This window comes from Paenibacillus sp. FSL K6-1558 (assembly GCF_038002565.1).
Taxonomy (GTDB): domain Bacteria; phylum Bacillota; class Bacilli; order Paenibacillales; family Paenibacillaceae; genus Paenibacillus; species Paenibacillus polysaccharolyticus.
The window spans coordinates 6,006,577-6,024,510 of record NZ_JBBOCV010000001.1; the positions used below are offsets into that span (position 1 = coordinate 6,006,577).

Annotated in this window: 16 protein-coding genes; 11 read left to right on the forward strand and 5 right to left on the reverse strand. The window is 46.9% G+C overall.

Annotated elements, in window-relative coordinates:
• Nucleotides 1–81: 81 nt before the first annotated feature.
• Complete coding sequence (locus tag MHI38_RS26115) at nucleotides 82–1,233, reverse strand: THUMP domain-containing class I SAM-dependent RNA methyltransferase (protein WP_090920483.1); 1,152 nt, start codon at nucleotides 1,231–1,233, stop codon at nucleotides 82–84.
• Between the two features lie 292 nt (nucleotides 1,234–1,525).
• Here MHI38_RS26115 and MHI38_RS26120 point away from each other — a divergent pair, with 292 nt between their 5' ends.
• Complete coding sequence (locus MHI38_RS26120) at nucleotides 1,526–2,158, forward strand: O-methyltransferase (protein WP_154886613.1); 633 nt, start codon at nucleotides 1,526–1,528, stop codon at nucleotides 2,156–2,158.
• A gap of 40 nt (nucleotides 2,159–2,198) precedes the next feature.
• Here the strand turns inward: MHI38_RS26120 and MHI38_RS26125 are convergent, their stop codons facing one another.
• Together MHI38_RS26125 and MHI38_RS26130 are read right to left on the reverse strand one after the other, a co-directional pair.
• Nucleotides 2,199–2,771, reverse strand: coding sequence for an imm11 family protein (locus MHI38_RS26125; RefSeq protein ID WP_154886611.1), 573 nt, complete (start codon nucleotides 2,769–2,771; stop codon nucleotides 2,199–2,201).
• A gap of 132 nt (nucleotides 2,772–2,903) precedes the next feature.
• Nucleotides 2,904–4,115 carry an asparaginase domain-containing protein gene (locus MHI38_RS26130; protein ID WP_154886609.1) on the reverse strand — a complete coding sequence of 404 codons (1,212 nt, stop codon included), beginning with the start codon at nucleotides 4,113–4,115 and terminating at the stop codon, nucleotides 2,904–2,906.
• 408 nt (nucleotides 4,116–4,523) lie between these two features.
• On the opposite strand from MHI38_RS26130, the gene MHI38_RS26135 reads away from it, so the two are divergent.
• On the forward strand, nucleotides 4,524–5,726 hold the full coding sequence (locus tag MHI38_RS26135) for a cytochrome P450 (RefSeq protein WP_154886607.1): 1,203 nt from the start codon (nucleotides 4,524–4,526) through the stop codon (nucleotides 5,724–5,726).
• A gap of 68 nt (nucleotides 5,727–5,794) precedes the next feature.
• On the opposite strand, the gene MHI38_RS26140 is transcribed toward MHI38_RS26135, so the two are convergent.
• Nucleotides 5,795–7,015: an MFS transporter gene (locus MHI38_RS26140; protein WP_154886605.1), complete on the reverse strand. Its 1,221-nt coding sequence runs from the start codon at nucleotides 7,013–7,015 to the stop codon at nucleotides 5,795–5,797.
• Nucleotides 7,016–7,218: 203 nt separating this feature from the next.
• Between MHI38_RS26140 and hemE the strand changes: the two genes are divergently transcribed.
• The 6 genes from hemE to MHI38_RS26170 all read left to right on the forward strand — a co-directional run bounded on the left by hemE (nucleotide 7,219) and on the right by MHI38_RS26170 (nucleotide 13,685).
• Entirely contained in the window at nucleotides 7,219–8,283 is a 1,065-nt protein-coding gene (hemE, locus tag MHI38_RS26145; RefSeq protein WP_090924707.1) for a uroporphyrinogen decarboxylase, read from the forward strand.
• Complete coding sequence (hemH, locus tag MHI38_RS26150) at nucleotides 8,276–9,226, forward strand: ferrochelatase (protein WP_154886603.1); 951 nt, start codon at nucleotides 8,276–8,278, stop codon at nucleotides 9,224–9,226. The genes hemE and hemH overlap by 8 nt, the downstream gene beginning before the upstream one ends.
• Complete coding sequence (gene hemY / locus MHI38_RS26155) at nucleotides 9,226–10,653, forward strand: protoporphyrinogen oxidase (RefSeq protein ID WP_221786515.1); 1,428 nt, start codon at nucleotides 9,226–9,228, stop codon at nucleotides 10,651–10,653. Before hemH ends, hemY begins: the two co-directional genes overlap by 1 nt.
• Nucleotides 10,654–10,793: 140 nt before the next feature.
• Nucleotides 10,794–12,197: a CapA family protein gene (locus tag MHI38_RS26160; protein ID WP_341181858.1), complete on the forward strand. Its 1,404-nt coding sequence runs from the start codon at nucleotides 10,794–10,796 to the stop codon at nucleotides 12,195–12,197.
• Between the two features lie 27 nt (nucleotides 12,198–12,224).
• Nucleotides 12,225–12,977, forward strand: a complete 753-nt coding sequence (locus tag MHI38_RS26165) for a glycerophosphodiester phosphodiesterase (RefSeq protein ID WP_154887422.1) — start codon at nucleotides 12,225–12,227, stop codon at nucleotides 12,975–12,977.
• A gap of 75 nt (nucleotides 12,978–13,052) precedes the next feature.
• Nucleotides 13,053–13,685: a fumarylacetoacetate hydrolase family protein gene (locus MHI38_RS26170; protein ID WP_154886597.1), complete on the forward strand. Its 633-nt coding sequence runs from the start codon at nucleotides 13,053–13,055 to the stop codon at nucleotides 13,683–13,685.
• 149 nt (nucleotides 13,686–13,834) lie between these two features.
• Here MHI38_RS26170 and MHI38_RS26175 read toward each other — a convergent pair whose 3' ends face one another.
• Nucleotides 13,835–14,239: a hypothetical protein gene (locus MHI38_RS26175; RefSeq protein ID WP_154886595.1), complete on the reverse strand. Its 405-nt coding sequence runs from the start codon at nucleotides 14,237–14,239 to the stop codon at nucleotides 13,835–13,837.
• Nucleotides 14,240–14,480: 241 nt separating this feature from the next.
• Here MHI38_RS26175 and MHI38_RS26180 point away from each other — a divergent pair, with 241 nt between their 5' ends.
• The 3 genes from MHI38_RS26180 to MHI38_RS26190 all read left to right on the forward strand — a co-directional run bounded on the left by MHI38_RS26180 (nucleotide 14,481) and on the right by MHI38_RS26190 (nucleotide 17,903).
• Nucleotides 14,481–15,290 (forward strand): DUF92 domain-containing protein, encoded by an 810-nt coding sequence (locus tag MHI38_RS26180; RefSeq protein ID WP_154886593.1) that lies wholly within the window; start codon nucleotides 14,481–14,483, stop codon nucleotides 15,288–15,290.
• A 14-nt stretch (nucleotides 15,291–15,304) separates the two neighbouring features.
• Complete coding sequence (locus MHI38_RS26185) at nucleotides 15,305–15,883, forward strand: TetR/AcrR family transcriptional regulator (protein ID WP_090924715.1); 579 nt, start codon at nucleotides 15,305–15,307, stop codon at nucleotides 15,881–15,883.
• 82 nt (nucleotides 15,884–15,965) lie between these two features.
• A complete protein-coding gene (locus tag MHI38_RS26190; RefSeq protein ID WP_253495675.1) occupies nucleotides 15,966–17,903 on the forward strand; it encodes an ABC-F family ATP-binding cassette domain-containing protein in 1,938 nt (645 codons plus the stop codon).
• Nucleotides 17,904–17,934: the final 31 nt, after the last annotated feature.

The window sequence follows — 17,934 nt, forward strand, 5'->3', positions numbered from 1 at the left end:
TTTTGTTGGCTGGTTAGTGATCAAACAAAAGAAAAACGCTCCAACCGTAAAGGTCAGAGCGTTTCTTAACCATAAGTGTCTTTAAGCTTGCGGTGTTTTGTTGCGTGGCGGCAATGGCCCCAAATATTGATAGTACTGAGTTTCAATCCGTCCGTTGAACAATTTGCGACGCTTGTCCGCTTTGTGTCCGAAATACTCTTCAAATGCTTTGGTGGAGGTTATGGCAAAAAACGACCACGTTGGCATATCCAGATAAGAGCGACCGAGGGAACGAAGTAGCTTCTGTACTTCTTTTTCTTCACTCAGACGTTCGCCATATGGTGGGTTGGTAATAATAACTCCATATTCTCCTTGAGGTCTGGCTCGGTGTGCTGGCAGCACGCTGACTTCGATATCTTTGGCAAAGCCCGCACTTTTGATCGCCGCTTGCGCAACCTCAATCGCTTCAGGGTCGATGTCGCTTCCTGAAATCTGCAGAGGCACATCATCACGCACGGCATCAAATGCCTCCTCACGTGCCTGTTCCCACAGTTCAGCAGGAATTACGTCCCAGTTCTCGGAGTTAAAAGTACGGCGAAGTCCCGGTGCGATATTCCATCCAATCATGGCTGCTTCAATCAGCATGGTGCCAGAACCGCAGCATGGATCGTAGAACGGGCGGGAAACATTCCAGCGACTAAGCTGAATCAGAGCAGCTGCCAGTGTTTCTTTCAGTGGCGCTTCTGTAACTAGTTTGCGGTATCCGCGTTTATGGAGTCCTGGGCCTGTTGTGTCCAGTGTAATCAGAGCGCGGTCATTCAAGAGAATGACTTCGACCACATAACGGGCTCCATCTTCAGGGAACCATTCGGTGTGATGCGTCAGCTTCAATTTTTCAACAATTGCCTTTTTGACAATACCTTGTGAAGCTGGCACGCTACTTAGTTGTGATTTCTGTGATCGTCCTTCAACCGGGAATTCACCATCTGCCGGAATCCATTCTTCCCAGGGCAATGCTTTGGTACCCTCAAACAATTCGTCAAATGTAGTTGCGGGGAATTCCCCCATGTTGACCAGCACGCGGTCCGAACTTCTCAGCCACAGGTTACAGCGACAAATATCAATGTAATCTCCTGTGAAAAATACGCGGCCATTATCGACCTTGGCATCCTCATACCCCAACTGTTTCAGTTCGCGGGCTACAACAGCCTCAAGTCCCATCGCGGAGGTTGCAATTAATTGCAATCGAGCCATATGAATTCATTCAACTCCATTTCGAGCCGCAGCTGGCTTAAGCCTCTCGCGGCCAATATAGTAACGGTGCGGCCTTGCCGCTTCCCGTGAAAAAACTTACAATGAGTAATGCGGCTTAACCGCAAAAACTTCAATGCAGGTAATGCAACGTTCAATAGTCTGTGTTGGATAACAAACATTCATTATAAAACATTGGCATCCATATGAAAAGCTATCCAGGGTATTTATAAAGAAAGCTACCTGGGGGCATTGATATGGAAAGTAGTCCAAATGTGCAAGGAGGAACTTCGTGGTGAATCTGACCCCGGACGAATATGTAAATCAATTATTTCAAGAGGATGAGCTCTTGTTAAAAGTAAAAGAGGCCATTCGGGCAAATGGCATGCCGGAGGTTTCGGTGGCTGCGGCGTATGGACGCTTGCTCACCTTTCTGGCCAAAACCTCTAAAGCTGAAGCTGTGCTCGAAATCGGTGTGCTCGGCGGTTACAGCGGCATCTGCCTTGCTCGTGGGCTGAGCGAAGGGGGGAGTCTGACTTCCCTTGAGCTGAAAGAAGAATACGCGGATATGGCTCGCGGACATTTGGAGGAAAGTGGGTTCGGCAGTCAAGTCGAGTACCGGATCGGGCCTGCGGCAGATAGCCTGGAGCAACTGGCACAGGAAGGACGTACCTTTGATTTCTTCTTTATTGACGCAGATAAGGAAAACTATCCGGTTTATCTGGATTATGCAATTCGCCTTGCGCGTCCGGGTGCAGTCATTGTAGGTGACAACTGTTTCCTGCGCGGTCGCACGCTTAATCCGGACAAGCAAGGCCCGGCCGTGCTTGCTGTGCGTCGTTTCAACGAGCAGATGGCAAATGACCCACGTCTGGTTACAACCATGCTTCCGGACTATGACGGTTTGGCACTGGCTTGGGTGAAATAGGTCATTCGAAACTCCGTTGAAAGCTAAGTTAAATGTCAAACTATACCGTAGTGACATGTAGTTTTAATTTATGCTTTTTGCATGTGTCGTACAATTCACTTGAGATGATCGGTTTCAGTAGTTGTACATGTGCCAGCATGAAGAAATGGTGCCCGCCGATTTTGCCCGGATCAAGAACAAGTTTTGAAATCACTTTGACAAGTTTACGTGGTGGCTGGTGCACCGAAGCGGCAATGACCGCTTTTCGTCCGTATTCCGACCTTTCATAATCGAAGCAATCCACTTGTTTCAGGAGATGTGCGATCCAGTATGTCTTTTCAACTGGGCGGTCATTATGATAACGGACAACGGCGGGAATAAACTGCACGTTCGTTCCGGTTTCTTCCAACAGCGTTTTGAAAGCGTTCGATACAACACGGGTACCTGTAACGGTTTCGAAATAGTCTACCTTCAAGCTACGTACCGATGAAAAAAGTTCGACCTCGGCCTTTGTATCATCAGGCAACGGATAATCTATAGCCGAATAATTGGTATCCATTTCGGGAGTGAAGGTTGTGCCGCCACTGATGAATCCGGTGCGGGGATACTGAGATTCGAGAAAATAGTAATTCATACGTGTTATGTTCCTTTCCGAATGTAAGCTATTATTCATTATAAAGGCTAGTAGGACGGGAAAAAAGGCCAAAGCAGGATGAACCTCTGCTTTGGCCTTTTCAATTACATCTGGCAATTATTTTTCACTGACTTATACTTCAGGGGTGCCGTATGTTTCAAACCATTTTTTAATCGTATCAAAATCATCGCTGAAAGACAGTCCGAGCATTAAAAAAATCCGTGCTTGCTGTGGACTGAGGTTATCCCCGGCGATAATACCTTTGCCACCTCCATACACGCTGCCTGAACCAGTTCGGGTTGTTGTGACGAAAATAACGCCTTCCTCAATAGCCTTCGTACGGGCCTGCCCCATTGCCCTGGAGATTCCACCTGCCCCTGTACCTGAGGTGACAATGCCTTTCACTCCACTCTTCACAAATCCTTCAATCGCTCCACCGCCCGCTTCTTGATACGAGATGGCGATCTCAACTTTGGCAAGATCGGCTTTGGTAATTTTGCTAAGATCAAATGCAGGTTTCGCTGTGCCTTCCGGTTTCATCGCGCGAGCAGGAGCCCGGTAGATCCGGATATTCTCTTCATCAATATAACCCACAGCTCCGAGCATTGGTGTTTCAAAGGTATCTGTACGGTAGTCATTGGTCTTGGTTACCCCGCGTGCAAGCTGGATGGTATCATTCAGCATCAGGACGGTACCGAAAGATTTCGTGCGACCGCTGCCAGCCAGTTTAATGGCATTGTACAGATTCGCTTGGGCATCAGAGCCGATTACTGTCCATGGTCGCATCGATCCCGTGATAATAACGGGTTTGTCGCTTTGTACGGTCATATCAAGGAAGTAAGCAATTTCCTCCATCGTATCTGTACCTGTTGTTACCACGACGCTGTCATACTGAGCTAACGCCTTATCTACCGTTTGAGACAAGTCGTACAAGTCAGACATCGTATAGGAGCCTGAACCGGAATTGCCGAATTGGAGTGTGCTCACATCCGCAATTTTCTGTTTGTCCGGCAAATCTTTGACCATATCAGCAATAAGAAGTGTACCAGCCTTATAGTTCTGGAAGCTGGTTGCGTCTTCCGATTGTCCTGCAATCGTTCCGCCTGTACCGATCACAAGCACATTAGGAAGTGTGGATTGTTTGGAAGCTTCAGATACTGCGGGGATGGTGGTATTACGTGTAGGCGTTGCTGGGGAGCTCTGAACCGTGCCGACCGTGCCTTTTACCTCTACTGTAGCTGCCTGAGCGGCATAAGTTCCGATCGGGGACAGGGATAGAGTTAATGCGGTAAATGCGGCGGTACTCCATACGGCCCAAGGGCGAAGGTTAGATGGTTTTTTCATGCTGAAACACTCCTTCAAGTGGTTTTTGTGTGAGGTATTCTCTTTTTTTATGTAAGTAGATTGAGATAATATTATTTAATGTTAGGTAATATAACAAATGTTGTATTGTACAGGAATAACGCTTACAATCATTGTTTTTGCTAGATAAATAGATGTTTAATAGAAAAAATGGCTGAATTTAAATTTTAGTTGAAAGGGAGGTAATGAGAAAATTGAAGGGATAACATTATTTTAATGTTATTTTAATTAACATAACTATCTTTCGACACTACAAGGGTAGTTGGTAGCATACGTTGGGACGAGAGGCTTATTTATGCTGAAATAGTTGGAATCGCTATCCAGTTGTGGTTATAATGGATGTGAACCTTATATGTAAATAAATATATATTATTGATTGGAGGAAACACGATGAAACAAGCACCCCGAAAATATGCCAACTACATTCCTATTCGGGAATTGCACAACAAGGAGCGACAATTATCTCCCTTCCAGGTGTATGCAGAACTTCGTGAGAACACTCCAGTCCGATATGATGAGCATCGTGAATGCTGGGATGTGTTTCGGTACGAAGATGTGCAGTATGTGTTAAAAAATCCGAAGCTGTTCTCTTCTGAACGTAACCGTGCCGGTACCAGCATGTTAACGACAGATCCACCGAAGCACAAGCAACTTCGCGATTTGGTCAATCAGGCGTTTACGCCCAAGGCGATAGAAGCTCTTGCACCACGGATTCAGGACATTGCGGATGAGTTGCTGGCTCCACACTTGTCGGGTGGAAGGATGAACCTGATTGATGATCTTGCAACGCCACTACCCGTCATCGTTATTGCAGAACTGATTGGTGTTCCGGCTACAGATCGACGTGAATTCAAAGAGTGGTCTGATGTGCTAGTGAAGGGTGCACGTGATGATAGTGAAGAAGCTTTTCAAGAGTTGGAGAAGGAAAAGCTGAAGAATATCCAGGAGTTATATGCCTATTTCACAGACATTATGGACCAGCGTCGTTTAAAGCCTCAGGACGATCTTATCTCTTTGCTACTAGATGCGGAGATTGAGGGTGAGAAGTTAACGGAGGAAGAAGTGGTCAATTTTTGCATTCTCCTGCTGGCTGCAGGGAATGAGACAACGACCAATTTGATTGCAAATGCAGTGCGCATTCTCTCTGAACAACCCGAACTACAGGAGGAGTTGCTTGAGCATCCGGACAAGGTGGCCAGTGCCGTAGAAGAGACATTACGTTATTATCCGCCGATTGTAGCCATTGGACGTGTTGCGAGGGAAGATATAGAACTAGGAGGCAAGGCGATCAAGGCAGGTCAACAGGTTATATCCTGGGTGGGGGCTGCCAATCGTGACGGTGCCCAGTTTGAACAGGCAGATCAATTCGTATCCGATCGTAAGCCGAACCGACATATGGGATTCGGGTTCGGAATTCATTTCTGCTTGGGTGCGCCGCTGGCACGTTTGGAAGCGAGAGTTGTTCTTCACACGCTTCTCCAGCGTATGGAGCAGATACAGCTAGTTCCTGAAACGACCTTGGAGCCGATTCAAAGCGCTTTTGTATTTGGTGTGAAGGAATATCCGATTCAATTCAACGAACGACGAGTGTAATAGAAAAGCCGCTTTCAGGCCAGACATGGCACTGAAGCGGCTTTTGCTGTTTATTTCCGTTTTAAAATTTAAGTTGTCTTCGATTCTTTAATGCGGACAGGTGTTTTGTACAATTTGAATCGAACCCATACCATATTGAGTAATAGTAGGCCGCCGGATACGATAAACAGGCCCTCGATACCGATGAAACCAGCGAGGAATCCGCCAATGACTGCGCCCAGCATATTACCGAGAGCAAGTGTGCTTGTGTTAAAGCTGAATGCCCGGCTGATCATGCTATCTGGCGAATACCCCCTAATTAGCGCATTTACGCTTGGAAGCAAGCCGCCCATAAATATCCCCATCATAAAGCGAACAAGGATGAGTTGCCACACCGTTTGCACAAAAGCTTGCGGAATAAGCATGAGTCCGGTTCCGATCAGTGAAAAAGTGAGGACGCGGTGTGATCCGATCCGGTCACTGAGTTTTCCGAGTACCGGAGACATTGCCATATTGGATATCCCTGTAACTGCTCCAACCATACCTGCCCAGAAGGCCACGTCGACTGCGGTTCCATGCAGTTTTTGTACATATATAGGCAAGAGCGACATCGGACTGATCATCGCAAATTGCAACAGGAACGTCACAGCGAACAGTGCCGGCAGCTGAGGTGATTTGCTAAGCTCCTTCAATCCGGATAATACCGATTGATCTGGCAATTTTGCAGCTTTTTCACGGTCGAACGTCTCTCTTACGAGGAACATTGCAAGCATGGAAGCTGCAAAGATGAGCCCGCCTGTAATGTAGAAAATAGGACGGAACCCCACCGCATCTGCAAGCAATCCGCCAATAAGTGGACCCAAAATCGTACCTGCCACCTGACCGGACTGGCTGATCCCCATCGCAAATCCCATACGATCCTTCGGCGTTGTGCCTGAGATCAGAGCAACAGCTGCAGGGTTGAAGCCGGAGATGGTTCCGTTCAGCAACCGTAATAAGAGAAGTTGCCAAGGGTTTTGCGCGAGACCCATCAATGCGATAACAACAGCCATACCGAAACCGGAGCGAAGCAACATAATTTTACGTCCGTATTTATCCGACAACTTGCCCCAGAGCGGCTGAAACAAAAAAGAGGTGAGGAAATTGGCTGCAAAAATAAATCCGGCCCATATTCCAATTTCGTGCTCACCTACAACGCCCAGATCTCTGGCAAGGAACAGCGATAGAAAAGGCGTAATCATGGTCATGCCTGCATTGACCAGAAATTGTCCAAACCAAAGCACAATGAGGTTGACTTTCCACGTTTTCAAAGTGCTTTCACTTCCTTTCAAAGATTTTTCTGTAACTCTCAAAAAAAGCGATTCTTTTAGTATATCACAAATGGCATATCCATGAGGGGTGTAACGAATGTCATAGTATTGTCACTTGGAACACATCCCCATATGGTTGTTACGGCTGTTTAAAAAGGGCATAATGGTAGTTATGAGTCCAAAAACTATTGGAGGCTTCTTACATGAGCTATAATGATCGACTGATTCGGGCAAGTTTCAAACAGCAGGTTGACCGTGTGCCGGTATGGTATATGCGTCAGGCTGGACGTTACGATCCTGAATATCGCAAAATTAAAGAAAAGTACTCCTTGCTTGAAATATGTCAGCAACCTGAGCTGGCGGCTGAAGTTACACTCATGCCTGTACGTAAACTGGGTGTGGATGCGGCTATTTTGTATTCCGATATTATGAATCCGGTTGCTTCACTTGGCATTGATTTTGACATTGTGAAAAATATAGGTCCGGTGATTGATAACCCCATTCGTTCGGCTGCCGATGTAGATCGTCTGCGTCCCATTGACGTGGAAGGGGACTTGTCTCACATTCTGGAAACCATTCGCATTCTGGACAAGGAACTTGACGTTCCGCTAATTACATTTGCAGGGGCTCCGTTTACGATTGCAAGTTATCTGATCGAAGGTCAACCTTCCAAAGGATATATTCGAACCAAAACGATGATGTACAGTGAGCCGGAAGTGTGGCACAAACTGATGCAGAAGCTTGGCGATATGGTCATTACATATATTCGTGCTCATATCGCGAATGGCGGTAAGGCATTTCAGTTGTTTGACAGCTGGGTAGGGGCACTCTCTCCCAAAGATTTCAAAACGTATGTGCTGCCAACGATTACTCGTATCTTTACCGAATTATCCGATTTGAATGTACCGAAAATCTATTTCCCTGGAGTGGCCTCAGGTGAGTTGCTACCAACCTTGCAGGATTTGCAGGCGAATGTCATCGGACTGGACTGGAGAGTTTCCATATCCGAAGGACGTAGGCGCTTGGGCGGTAAATTTGCGGTGCAGGGTAATCTGGATCCGTACATTCTGACTGCGCCAATGGAGTTAATTAAAGAACAGGCGAAAGTCATCATAGATGAAGGGATCAAGGACCCGGGTTATATTTTCAATCTGGGACATGGTTTGTTCCCTGAAGCTTCTCTTGATAAATTAAAAGAACTGACAGCATATATTCATGAATATTCAACAGAAGCTTTGAAGACGGGAGTGACGGTAAGTAATGACTAATACTGTAGGCGTACTGGTGATGTCATATGGCACACCTGAAAATATGGAAAGTGTTGAGGCGTATTACACGCATATCCGCAGAGGGCGTCCGCCTGAGCCGGAACAACTGAAAGAGCTGACAGATCGCTATGAAGCAATTGTTGGCGGTGTTTTCCCGCTACGTGAGAACACGGATAACCAGGTGAAAAACCTTCAGGAGACGTTGCAAAAGGATGAGCGTCGCGGCGAGGTTGAATTCCGCTGTTATCAAGGATTGAAACACGCTTATCCTTTTATTGAGGATGGGGTGGAACAGATGGCGAAAGATGGAATTCATAAGGCCATTGGCATTGTGCTTGCACCTCATTTCTCCACGATGAGTGTGGGCAGTTACATCAAACGTGCACGAGAAAAAGCCGAAGAACTTGGTATCCAGATGTCCTTCATCGAAAGTTATCATTTGCATCCGAAGCTCATTCAGGCTCTTTCCGCGCGAGTAAGTGCCAAGCTTGATGCATTTGAGGAAGCGGGTGCGAAGCGTGGAGATGTGAAAGTGCTATTCAGTGCTCACAGTCTGCCTGCCCGCATTGTTGACATGGGAGATCCTTATCCGAATCAATTGCTGGAAACTTCCGAGGCCATCGCTTCTCGAGTGGGGATTGCGAACTGGCAGTTCACTTGGCAAAGCGCTGGACGAACTGCTGAGCCTTGGCTCGGCCCAGACATCCTGGACACACTCCAGGAGCTTTCGCGCGAACAAGTGGAAGATGTACTTGTGGCTCCAATTGGCTTTGTTTCAGATCATCTGGAAGTGTTGTATGATCTCGACATTGAAGCCAAAGCGATTGCTAAAGAAATGGACATGCGATTGATGCGCATCGATTCGCTTAATAGTGACCCGTTGTATATGGAGACATTGAGCGACTCTATTATTAGCCGATGGCAGCAAAGGTCTGATAACTAATGGAAGACAAGAAAAGACGTATTGTTATTGTCGGCGGGGGCCTGACGGGCCTCAGCGCGGCATTTTATATCCGCAAGCATTACAGGGAAGCTGGTTTTGAACCTGCGATTACCTTGCTTGAGAAGAGTTCGTCTATGGGCGGCATGATCGAAACGTTGCATCGGGACGGATTTGTAATCGAGAAAGGTCCTGACTCTTTCCTGGCTCGCAAAACAGCGATGATTGATCTGGCAAAGGAACTGGAGATGGATCATGAACTCGTCAGCCAAAACCCGGAGTCGAAGAAAACATATATTATGCAGCGTGGTAAGCTTCATCCCATGCCAGCCGGTCTGGTGTTAGGCATCCCGACAGAACTGAAACCTTTTCTGAGAAGTGGGCTGGTCTCTCCGGCAGGCAAGTTGCGAGCACTGATGGATTTTATAATTCCGCCTAAACGTACAACAGAGGATGAATCTCTCGGTTATATGATTGAGCGCAGGCTTGGCCCGGAAGTGCTGGAAAACCTGACTGAGCCGCTTCTGGCGGGCATATATGCAGGAGATATGCGAAAGCTCAGCCTACAAGCAACCTTCCCGCAGTTCGGAGAGGTGGAGCGGGATTATGGCAGCTTAATCCGAGGCATGATGACAGGACGCAAGCCGACCGAGACACATACAGGCACCAAACGGAGTGCGTTTCTGAACTTCCGTCAGGGGTTGCAAAGTCTTGTGCATGCGCTTGTCCATGAGCTTCATGATGTGGATCAGCGTTTGAATACAGCCGCCCAATCCTTGGAGCGTGTGGATGCACAGAACGCCAGATATCGGGTTGAACTCGATAACGGACAATTTCTGGAAGCCGATGACGTTGTAATCACCGTGCCGACCTATGTGGCTTCTGGGCTTCTAAAACCGCATGTGGACACATCGGCGCTGGATGCAATCAATTATGTATCTGTTGCTAACGTCGTTCTGGCTTTTGAGAAAAAAGAAGTGGAACATGTCTTCGACGGTTCAGGGTTCCTGGTGCCACGAAAAGAAGGACGTAATATTACGGCCTGCACGTGGACATCTACCAAGTGGCTTCATACCAGCCCGGACGACAAAGTCTTGCTTCGTTGTTATGTTGGCCGCTCTGGAGACGAACAGAATGTGGAGCTTCCCGATGAGGCACTTACGGAGCTAGTCATGAAAGATCTGAGAGAAACGATGGGTATTGAAGCAACTCCGATCTTCTCCGAGATTACTAGATTGCGTAAATCGATGCCACAGTATCCTGTCGGCCATCTTCAGCATCTCACTAACCTTCGTAAAGAGCTTGGAGAAAAAATTCCGGGTGTTTATATTGCAGGGGCTGGTTATGAGGGTGTGGGGTTACCGGACTGTATCAGACAAGCGAAAGAAATGTCCATACAGGCCTCGGCACAGCTGACTTCAACGAACTAAAAGTATGAATTATAGATCCGCCGTCTCCAATGTAGCAACATCTACAGAAGGGACGGCCTTTTTTTTATAGGATGTACATCCAGAATATGCTTGATATAATGGTATGCATATGGATTTATTGTTAAGAAGAGGAGTTGCTTATGTATCCCCCAAGATCACAGCGAAGCTCAGAAAAGAAAAAAGTAAGACGTACCCGTAATACAAAAATCAGGATTGTAAATGTAATATTAATTGTAGCCATTGGTCTTATCGCCTTATATTACCTCTTAAACACACGTGAACAACAACCATCCCAGCCTGCTAATTCAGAGGTCGTGCAACAGGAGCCACCTTCAGGAGCGGACGATAAGGGTGGGGATGCATTGAACCAGCCCGAGTCTGATGCTGATTCAGTTGAAGTACCGGATAAAGATGCAGCTTCGGTAGAGGGGAAGCCAAATGCAGAGCCAGATGATGCTGTAGATAACTCGGGATCTGGTATCAATGAAACTTCAGGGGCAGGCGGTGATAAGCCGACAACGGGAACAAAACCTGCCACTACTGGAAAAGGAGCCTCGGATAAGGCAGATAGCAATAAGGGAACCTCAACATCTGATTCATCTAAGGATGTCACCATTCATTTTGTCGGCGATATTCAATTTTCCGGAAAAGTTGCAGAATTGCTGGAAAAGAACGGATATGATTACCCCTTTGCCAAGCTTGGCTCTATGTTTCAGAATGACGATCTAACGATTGGTAATTTGGAGACCCCGGTGACCCATGGTGGTACGGGCGCTGCGGATAAAACCTATGTTTACAAATCCTCCCCTAAAGCGTTGCAGGCGATGTCTGCAGCGGGGTTTGACGCCGTTAATCTGGCAAACAATCACATTCTGGATCAAGGTGTGGAAGGGCTGGTCGATACGTTAACGTATCTTAATGATTACGGTATCGCACATGCTGGCGCGGGTATGAATGGTACCGAGGCTTATGAACCTGCCTATTTTGAGCGCAAAGGCATGAAAATTGCCTTGCTTGGGTTCAGTCGGGTTGTTCCTGTGGCTAGCTGGAAGGCAGACGGGAATCGGGCAGGCGTAGCGGAAGCGTATGACTCCACAAGAGCGATCGCAGCGATTCAGTCGGCCCGTAAGAAGGCTGATCTGGTTATCGTCGTTGCGCATTGGGGGGAAGAGCGTGTAAGTACCCCGAATGCCGATCAAACGAGGCTTGCGCACGAATTTGTGGATGCGGGAGCCGATCTGATTATTGGCGGACATCCTCATGTTTTACAGGGGCTTGAGTACTATAAAGGCAAATGGATTGCATATAGTACGGGGAATTTTATTTTTACGAAATCGACGAATGAAGAAACGTGGAAAACAGCTGTCTTTCAGGCGCGTTGCAGTCGCGAAGCGGTGTGTAGTATGAAGGTGATTCCATATGAGGCTGCTCTTGGGCAGGCTGTTCCAATGCTTGATGAGGTGAACCGACTTCTGCTGGAGCAGATGGCTAAGATGTCATCAGGCGTTCGAGTCAACGCAGATGGAACTGTAGTGCCCAACTAAGTAGCGTTTTGCTGAGGAGAGATGATGATGAACAATCTGTGTGTAGCCCATCGTGGATTTTCTTCCATTGCACCGGAGAACACGATGGCCGCATTTAATATGGCGATGGAAAGACCGGAAGTCCAGTGGATGGAACTGGATGTGCAACTATCCCGGGACGGCGTGCCTGTGGTGATCCATGATTTCACATTGGAGCGTACGACGAATGGTAAAGGTCGAGTAAAGGATACCGATTGGTCTGTCTTGAAACAACTGGATGCAGGATCATGGAAAGGTAAGAACTACAAGGGAGAGCGTATACCTTCCTTGAGTGAACTCTTGGATCGTTCCTGTGGCAAAGTCCGATTAAACATTGAATTGAAAACACAAGGAGACATGTATCCAGGCTTGCCTGCAGCGGTGATTCACGAAATTAGAAAAAGACATATGCAGCATGATGTTGTCATCACATCGTTTGAGCCAGCCGCACTGGTTGAAGTAAAAAAGCTCGCGCCTGAATTAGAAACGGGTCTCATCATTGATGCCAAACCCGGCGATCTGCTTGTAGCATTGAAACAAATGCATTGCACGTTCCTCTCCATCGGGTACAACAATGTAGACAAAGCGTTAATGAATGAGATGAATGCTGCCGGCATTCGAGTGATGGCGTGGACAGTGGATGACAAGGCAAGTATGAAAAAGCTGGCTACCATCGACCCGGATGTGATGATATGTACGAATCGTCCTGATGTTTGGGAAGATGCATTTCAGGAGACGAGTAGCCGCTTTTTCAGACCTTAATTGTAAGGCTGTAATCGAACTAATACACGAAGCAATGAACGAAGTAATTAATCCAGTAAAGGTGGTTGCAACTCTATGTTGACGAATATTCGCAATGTGTATTGTGTAGGACGAAATTATAAGCTTCATGCGGAGGAACTGGGTAATGCCGTTCCAGATGAACCGATGATTTTTATGAAGCCTTCTCATGCGGTTGTGCCATTGAATGGAGAAAGTTTAGAATTGCCAGCTTCTAAAGGCGAAGTTCATTATGAGGCTGAATTGGTCATTCGCATTGGTCAGGATTACAAGCCGGGAGTGCGTGTCGATGAACTGGTCGATGCCTATGCATTTGGTATTGATTTTACGTTGCGTGATGTGCAGACCGTGATTAAGAAAAAAGGACACCCGTGGACGGCCGCCAAAGGGTTTAAAAACTCCGCACCCATCACACCCTTTCAGACATTTCCTGGAGCAGTAGCACTTCTCGAAAAAGATTTCTCCTTGACGAAGAACGGCGTTCAGGTTCAGCGCGGCAATATCGTCAACATGATCTTCAGTTTACAAGATATTGTAGATTATGTAGGTCATCATTATGGCCTGGGGCCGGGAGATATTATTTTTACAGGTACACCTGAGGGAGTAGGTGCTGCGCAGCCTGGAGATGTGCTTGAGCTGGCGTGGGCGGATGAATCATTAGGAGCATGTACGATCAAGGCAGCGGAGTAATTGAATCAACGCTATAATCCATAAGGTTTATGCCACCGAGCGCAAACAGAATCAAAATAGATTCGTGTTAACAGGAGGAGCGTGATTATGCGCTCCTTTTTTTGCGTTGCGCTGCCTTGAAGTTTTTATAGATTGAAATGAAACGGGAACTAGATATATGTTTTGTTAGCACTCTCTGTGAGCAATTCTGAAATTTCCAGGGACTGAAGAGCGTGCTGCTCAGAACTGATACTTCCGCTAGCAAGGCGCTCATCCAGCTGTGACTGAAGCTGTTTAATCTGAATGGCAATGGCCTTAGCAAAATCGCCTCCGCTACCCTCTGCAATTGTTCGTAGTGAATGTCCCTGATACAGTTTCTCCGCCAGCTCCTCTTCTGAAGTCTGGTTCAGTGCACTAAGCAAATCATCATCTTCATTCTCATTGCTGTTCTCCAGATCGACAATAGACCATTTGGGTTCGGGAATGGGGGAGATGGTAGATTTACTCCATGCAGAACCAGCGAAAGACATTGTAACAATCATTGTGCCTAGAATAAAAACTCTCTTCATATTCATCGTTATTATGCTCCTTGTTTTGTGTTGTTGTGTATGAACTGAATCGAAGTAGTTCAGTTAATCTTGTTGTTTGAGCTAGATCAATTGTAACTCGGAAACCTGAAGTAAAACTTAAAAATAAATAAGGTTTTGTCTAGCCGCATGTTCAGTTTCTGCTTTGGCGTAAAACCGTGGTATAATTAACTTTCAAAAATATATAAACGTCATGTGCACGGTATTGATGTCACATGCAGGAGAGCTTATGGATTGGATTATTGGCGCTGTGTGCGCTTCTCTGGTAGCGGGGGCCGCTTATGCAAAGAAATCGCTAACCCTGTCTGGATGCCTTGCTGCAATTCTGATGGGTACGATATATTACGGGGCAGGCAATCTGTTCTGGTTTGGCACACTGCTGTTATTTTTTATCACGTCAACACTGCTTTCCAGGTTTCGCAAAGATCGCAAGCAGGAGATGGAGAAATCTTATGCCAAGACAGGTAATCGGGATGCCGGGCAAGTGATGGCCAATGGCGGTATAGGTATGCTGTTATGTCTGGCCAACTGGATCATGCCGCATCCAGCGTGGTTGTATGCTTTTATCGGAGTTATGGCAACGGTCACCTCGGATACATGGGCAACCGAAATCGGAAGTCTCAGTCGCAAGCCCCCTCGCTCTATACTCACATGGAAGGTGTTAACCCCCGGAGCCTCGGGAGGCGTTTCTATGTTAGGGAGTTCAGCGGCTGCGCTCGGCGGTATTGTAATTGGTACAGGGGCATTTGCTTTTGCGTCGATTAGCGGATTGGAGCAAACAGCCTGGTTTGGCTGGATTCTGGTTGGACTGATCGGTGGGCTAGCGGGAGCGTTCGCTGATTCCTATCTCGGTGCAACCGTGCAAAAGATGTATCTTTGCACAGTATGTGGCCGAGAGGTTGAAGTTCATGAACATTGTGGTCAGCCAACAATACAGGCTCGGGGCTGGACCTGGATGAGTAATGATCTGGTCAATGTGCTCAGTTCTGTGATTGGTGCATGTATAGCTATAGGATTAGGTAGCCTTTTGGCGTTGTAGGGAGGGGATACAGATTGAATACGGTGCAGGGAGACAAATCGGAGGCGATTTTGGATGCGGCCTACGGCATATTTGGATCAAAAGGATTCTATGAGACTAAAATGTCCGATATTGCCGATGAAGCTGGCATTGCCAAAGGCACGATTTATTTATATTTTAAAAGCAAGGAACAACTGTTTGTTGCTGTATCCAAGCGGGATTGTAACAGTTTTATCAGCCGCCTGGAATATGCATTACAAGCGCACGAGAACACGGGTGACAAGCTTGGCGCGATCGCCAAGACACATCTGACGTATTATTATGAACGGCGCAATCATACGAAGTTATTTTTTATGGCACCGAATAATGATCCGGATTTGATGAAGTTTATGAAAGCTTTTATGAACGAGTATATGAGCATGGTATGCAGGGTTCTGGAAAGCGCGGGTGTACCTGAGCCTGTGTTACTGGCTGAAGCGTATATCGGCATTCTGGATCGGCTGAAGATGGATATTATGCTGAATCCAGAGTTTAATGAACAAGATCTGAACAAACGAATTGCTTTTGCAGCGGCGCTGTTTTTGGACGGATGCCGTTCCTTTCTGCGAGTATAAGCTGGTATGCAAGATCGTGTAGTTGAGGATAGCTGATAGAGGGTAGAGCATTCAAATTATAGAGAAGTGTGGGTAACGTGCAATGAATATAATGACGGTAGAGCAGATTGCAAAAAGTTATGGCGAGAAAATCCTGTTTAAGGATGCTTCATTCGGTATGGCGGATCAGGATAAAATCGGTGTTGTTGGTGTAAACGGCACTGGTAAATCGACGTTTTTGCGCGTGATTGCAGGTATGGAGCCTGCGGATGAGGGACAGATTTCCATCGGTAATGACGTACGCGTGCAGTTTCTGGCGCAGAATCCGGATTTTAATTCGAACAACACCGTATTGCAACAAGTGTTTGAAGGTGACAGTGCCGAGATGAGAACCGTGCGTGAGTACACGGAAACGATGGAATTACTCGAATTGAATCCATCAGATACGGCTTTGAATGAACGTCTGATGCGCCTGAACCAACAAATGGAGCAACTTCAGCTTTGGCAGATGGAGAGTGAAGCGAAGAGCATTTTATCCAAGCTGGGTATACAGCAGTTCGATGCACTTATGGGGACATTGTCAGGTGGACAACGAAAAAGGGTTGCGCTTGCTTCCGCGTTAATCCATCCTTGTGAATTGCTCATTCTCGATGAGCCTACGAACCATATCGATAATGATTCTGTCGTATGGCTGGAGCAGTATTTGCAGAAACGCCGTGGCGCATTACTTATGATCACGCATGATCGCTACTTCCTGGATCGTGTGGCCAATGTTATGCTGGAGCTTGATCACGGGCGTTTGTTCCGATATGAGGCGAATTATACGCGGTTTCTGGAGCTGAAGGCTGAACGGGAAGAACGGGAGTCGGCCTCAGAACAAAAGCGCAAGAATCTGTTACGAACCGAACTTGCGTGGATTCGCCGCGGAGCTAAAGCACGGACTACAAAACAAAAAGCGAGAATTGATCGCTTCGAACAACTGAAAGATCAGCAGGGTGTCCAACGCTCGGGCTCTCTGGAAGTGTCTGTGGGTTCTACGCGTCTGGGGAAAAAGATACTGGAGATTGAACATCTCTCCAAATCTGTTGATAACCGCAAGCTGATCAACGATCTCAGCTATATTGCTGTTCCTGGCGACCGCGTAGGCATTGTAGGTCCGAATGGTAGCGGTAAGTCTACTTTACTACAGATGATTTCAGGTCGATTGCAACCGGACGCTGGAGAAGTTGTTCTGGGGCCAACCGTGAATCTGGGTTATTTTACTCAAGAACATCAGGAGATGGATGAAACGTTGCGCGTGATCGAATACATCAAGGAAGTGGCTGAAAATATAAAAACAGCAGATGGTTCATTGATCACCGCTTCACAGATGCTTGAACGCTTTTTATTCAACCCAACCTCCCAATGGACACCGATTGCCAGGTTGTCGGGCGGAGAGAAACGTCGTTTGTATCTGCTTCGCATTTTAATGGCTGCTCCGAATGTACTGCTACTGGATGAGCCGACTAATGATTTGGATATTCAGACACTTGCTGTGCTTGAAGATTATCTGGATGATTTTCCGGGGGTTGTGTTTGTTGTATCCCATGATCGTTACTTCCTTGATCGTACAGTGGACAAAGTGCTGGCGTTTGAGGGGAACGGCGCTGTACGTGTGCACGTAGGTGATTATAGTGAATATGCGGAATGGATGCTCAAAAATGCCGCCGGGAATCAAGAGAGCGGTGCGAGTGCAGCCAAGAAACAGGTCACTGAGAAAAGCGTTGAAGCTTCGACTCCAGTTACAACGCAGGCAAAACCTAAATTGAAATTTAGCTTCAAGGAACAGCGCGAATACGATCAAATTGACGAAAATATCGAAAAGGCTGAAGCAAACCTCGCCCGGATTAACAAGGAGATGGAAGCTGCCTTTAGCGATTCAGCGCGTCTGCAAGAGTTAATGGCAGAACAGGCTGAGGCAGAGCGTCACTTGGACGAATTGATGGAGCGCTGGACTGTACTTAACGAGCTAGCAGAGCAGATTGAGCAAAACAAATCTTAATTTGGTTGACGTAAGCAAACAAACCATACTA

Bases quoted from the DNA above. Each gene is read 5' to 3' on its own strand.
- MHI38_RS26115 (WP_090920483.1), bottom strand. From the start codon at position 1,233: ATGGCTCGATTGCAATTAATTGCAACCTCCGCGATGGGACTTGAGGCT.
- MHI38_RS26125 (WP_154886611.1), bottom strand. From the start codon at position 2,771: ATGAATTACTATTTTCTCGAATCTCAGTATCCCCGCACCGGATTCATC.
- MHI38_RS26130 (WP_154886609.1), bottom strand. From the start codon at position 4,115: ATGAAAAAACCATCTAACCTTCGCCCTTGGGCCGTATGGAGTACCGCC.
- MHI38_RS26135 (WP_154886607.1), top strand. From the start codon at position 4,524: ATGAAACAAGCACCCCGAAAATATGCCAACTACATTCCTATTCGGGAA.
- hemE (WP_090924707.1), top strand. From the start codon at position 7,219: ATGAGCTATAATGATCGACTGATTCGGGCAAGTTTCAAACAGCAGGTT.
- hemH (WP_154886603.1), top strand. From the start codon at position 8,276: ATGACTAATACTGTAGGCGTACTGGTGATGTCATATGGCACACCTGAA.
- hemY (WP_221786515.1), top strand. From the start codon at position 9,226: ATGGAAGACAAGAAAAGACGTATTGTTATTGTCGGCGGGGGCCTGACG.
- MHI38_RS26160 (WP_341181858.1), top strand. From the start codon at position 10,794: ATGTATCCCCCAAGATCACAGCGAAGCTCAGAAAAGAAAAAAGTAAGA.
- MHI38_RS26165 (WP_154887422.1), top strand. From the start codon at position 12,225: ATGAACAATCTGTGTGTAGCCCATCGTGGATTTTCTTCCATTGCACCG.
- MHI38_RS26170 (WP_154886597.1), top strand. From the start codon at position 13,053: ATGTTGACGAATATTCGCAATGTGTATTGTGTAGGACGAAATTATAAG.
- MHI38_RS26175 (WP_154886595.1), bottom strand. From the start codon at position 14,239: ATGAATATGAAGAGAGTTTTTATTCTAGGCACAATGATTGTTACAATG.
- MHI38_RS26180 (WP_154886593.1), top strand. From the start codon at position 14,481: ATGGATTGGATTATTGGCGCTGTGTGCGCTTCTCTGGTAGCGGGGGCC.
- MHI38_RS26190 (WP_253495675.1), top strand. From the start codon at position 15,966: ATGAATATAATGACGGTAGAGCAGATTGCAAAAAGTTATGGCGAGAAA.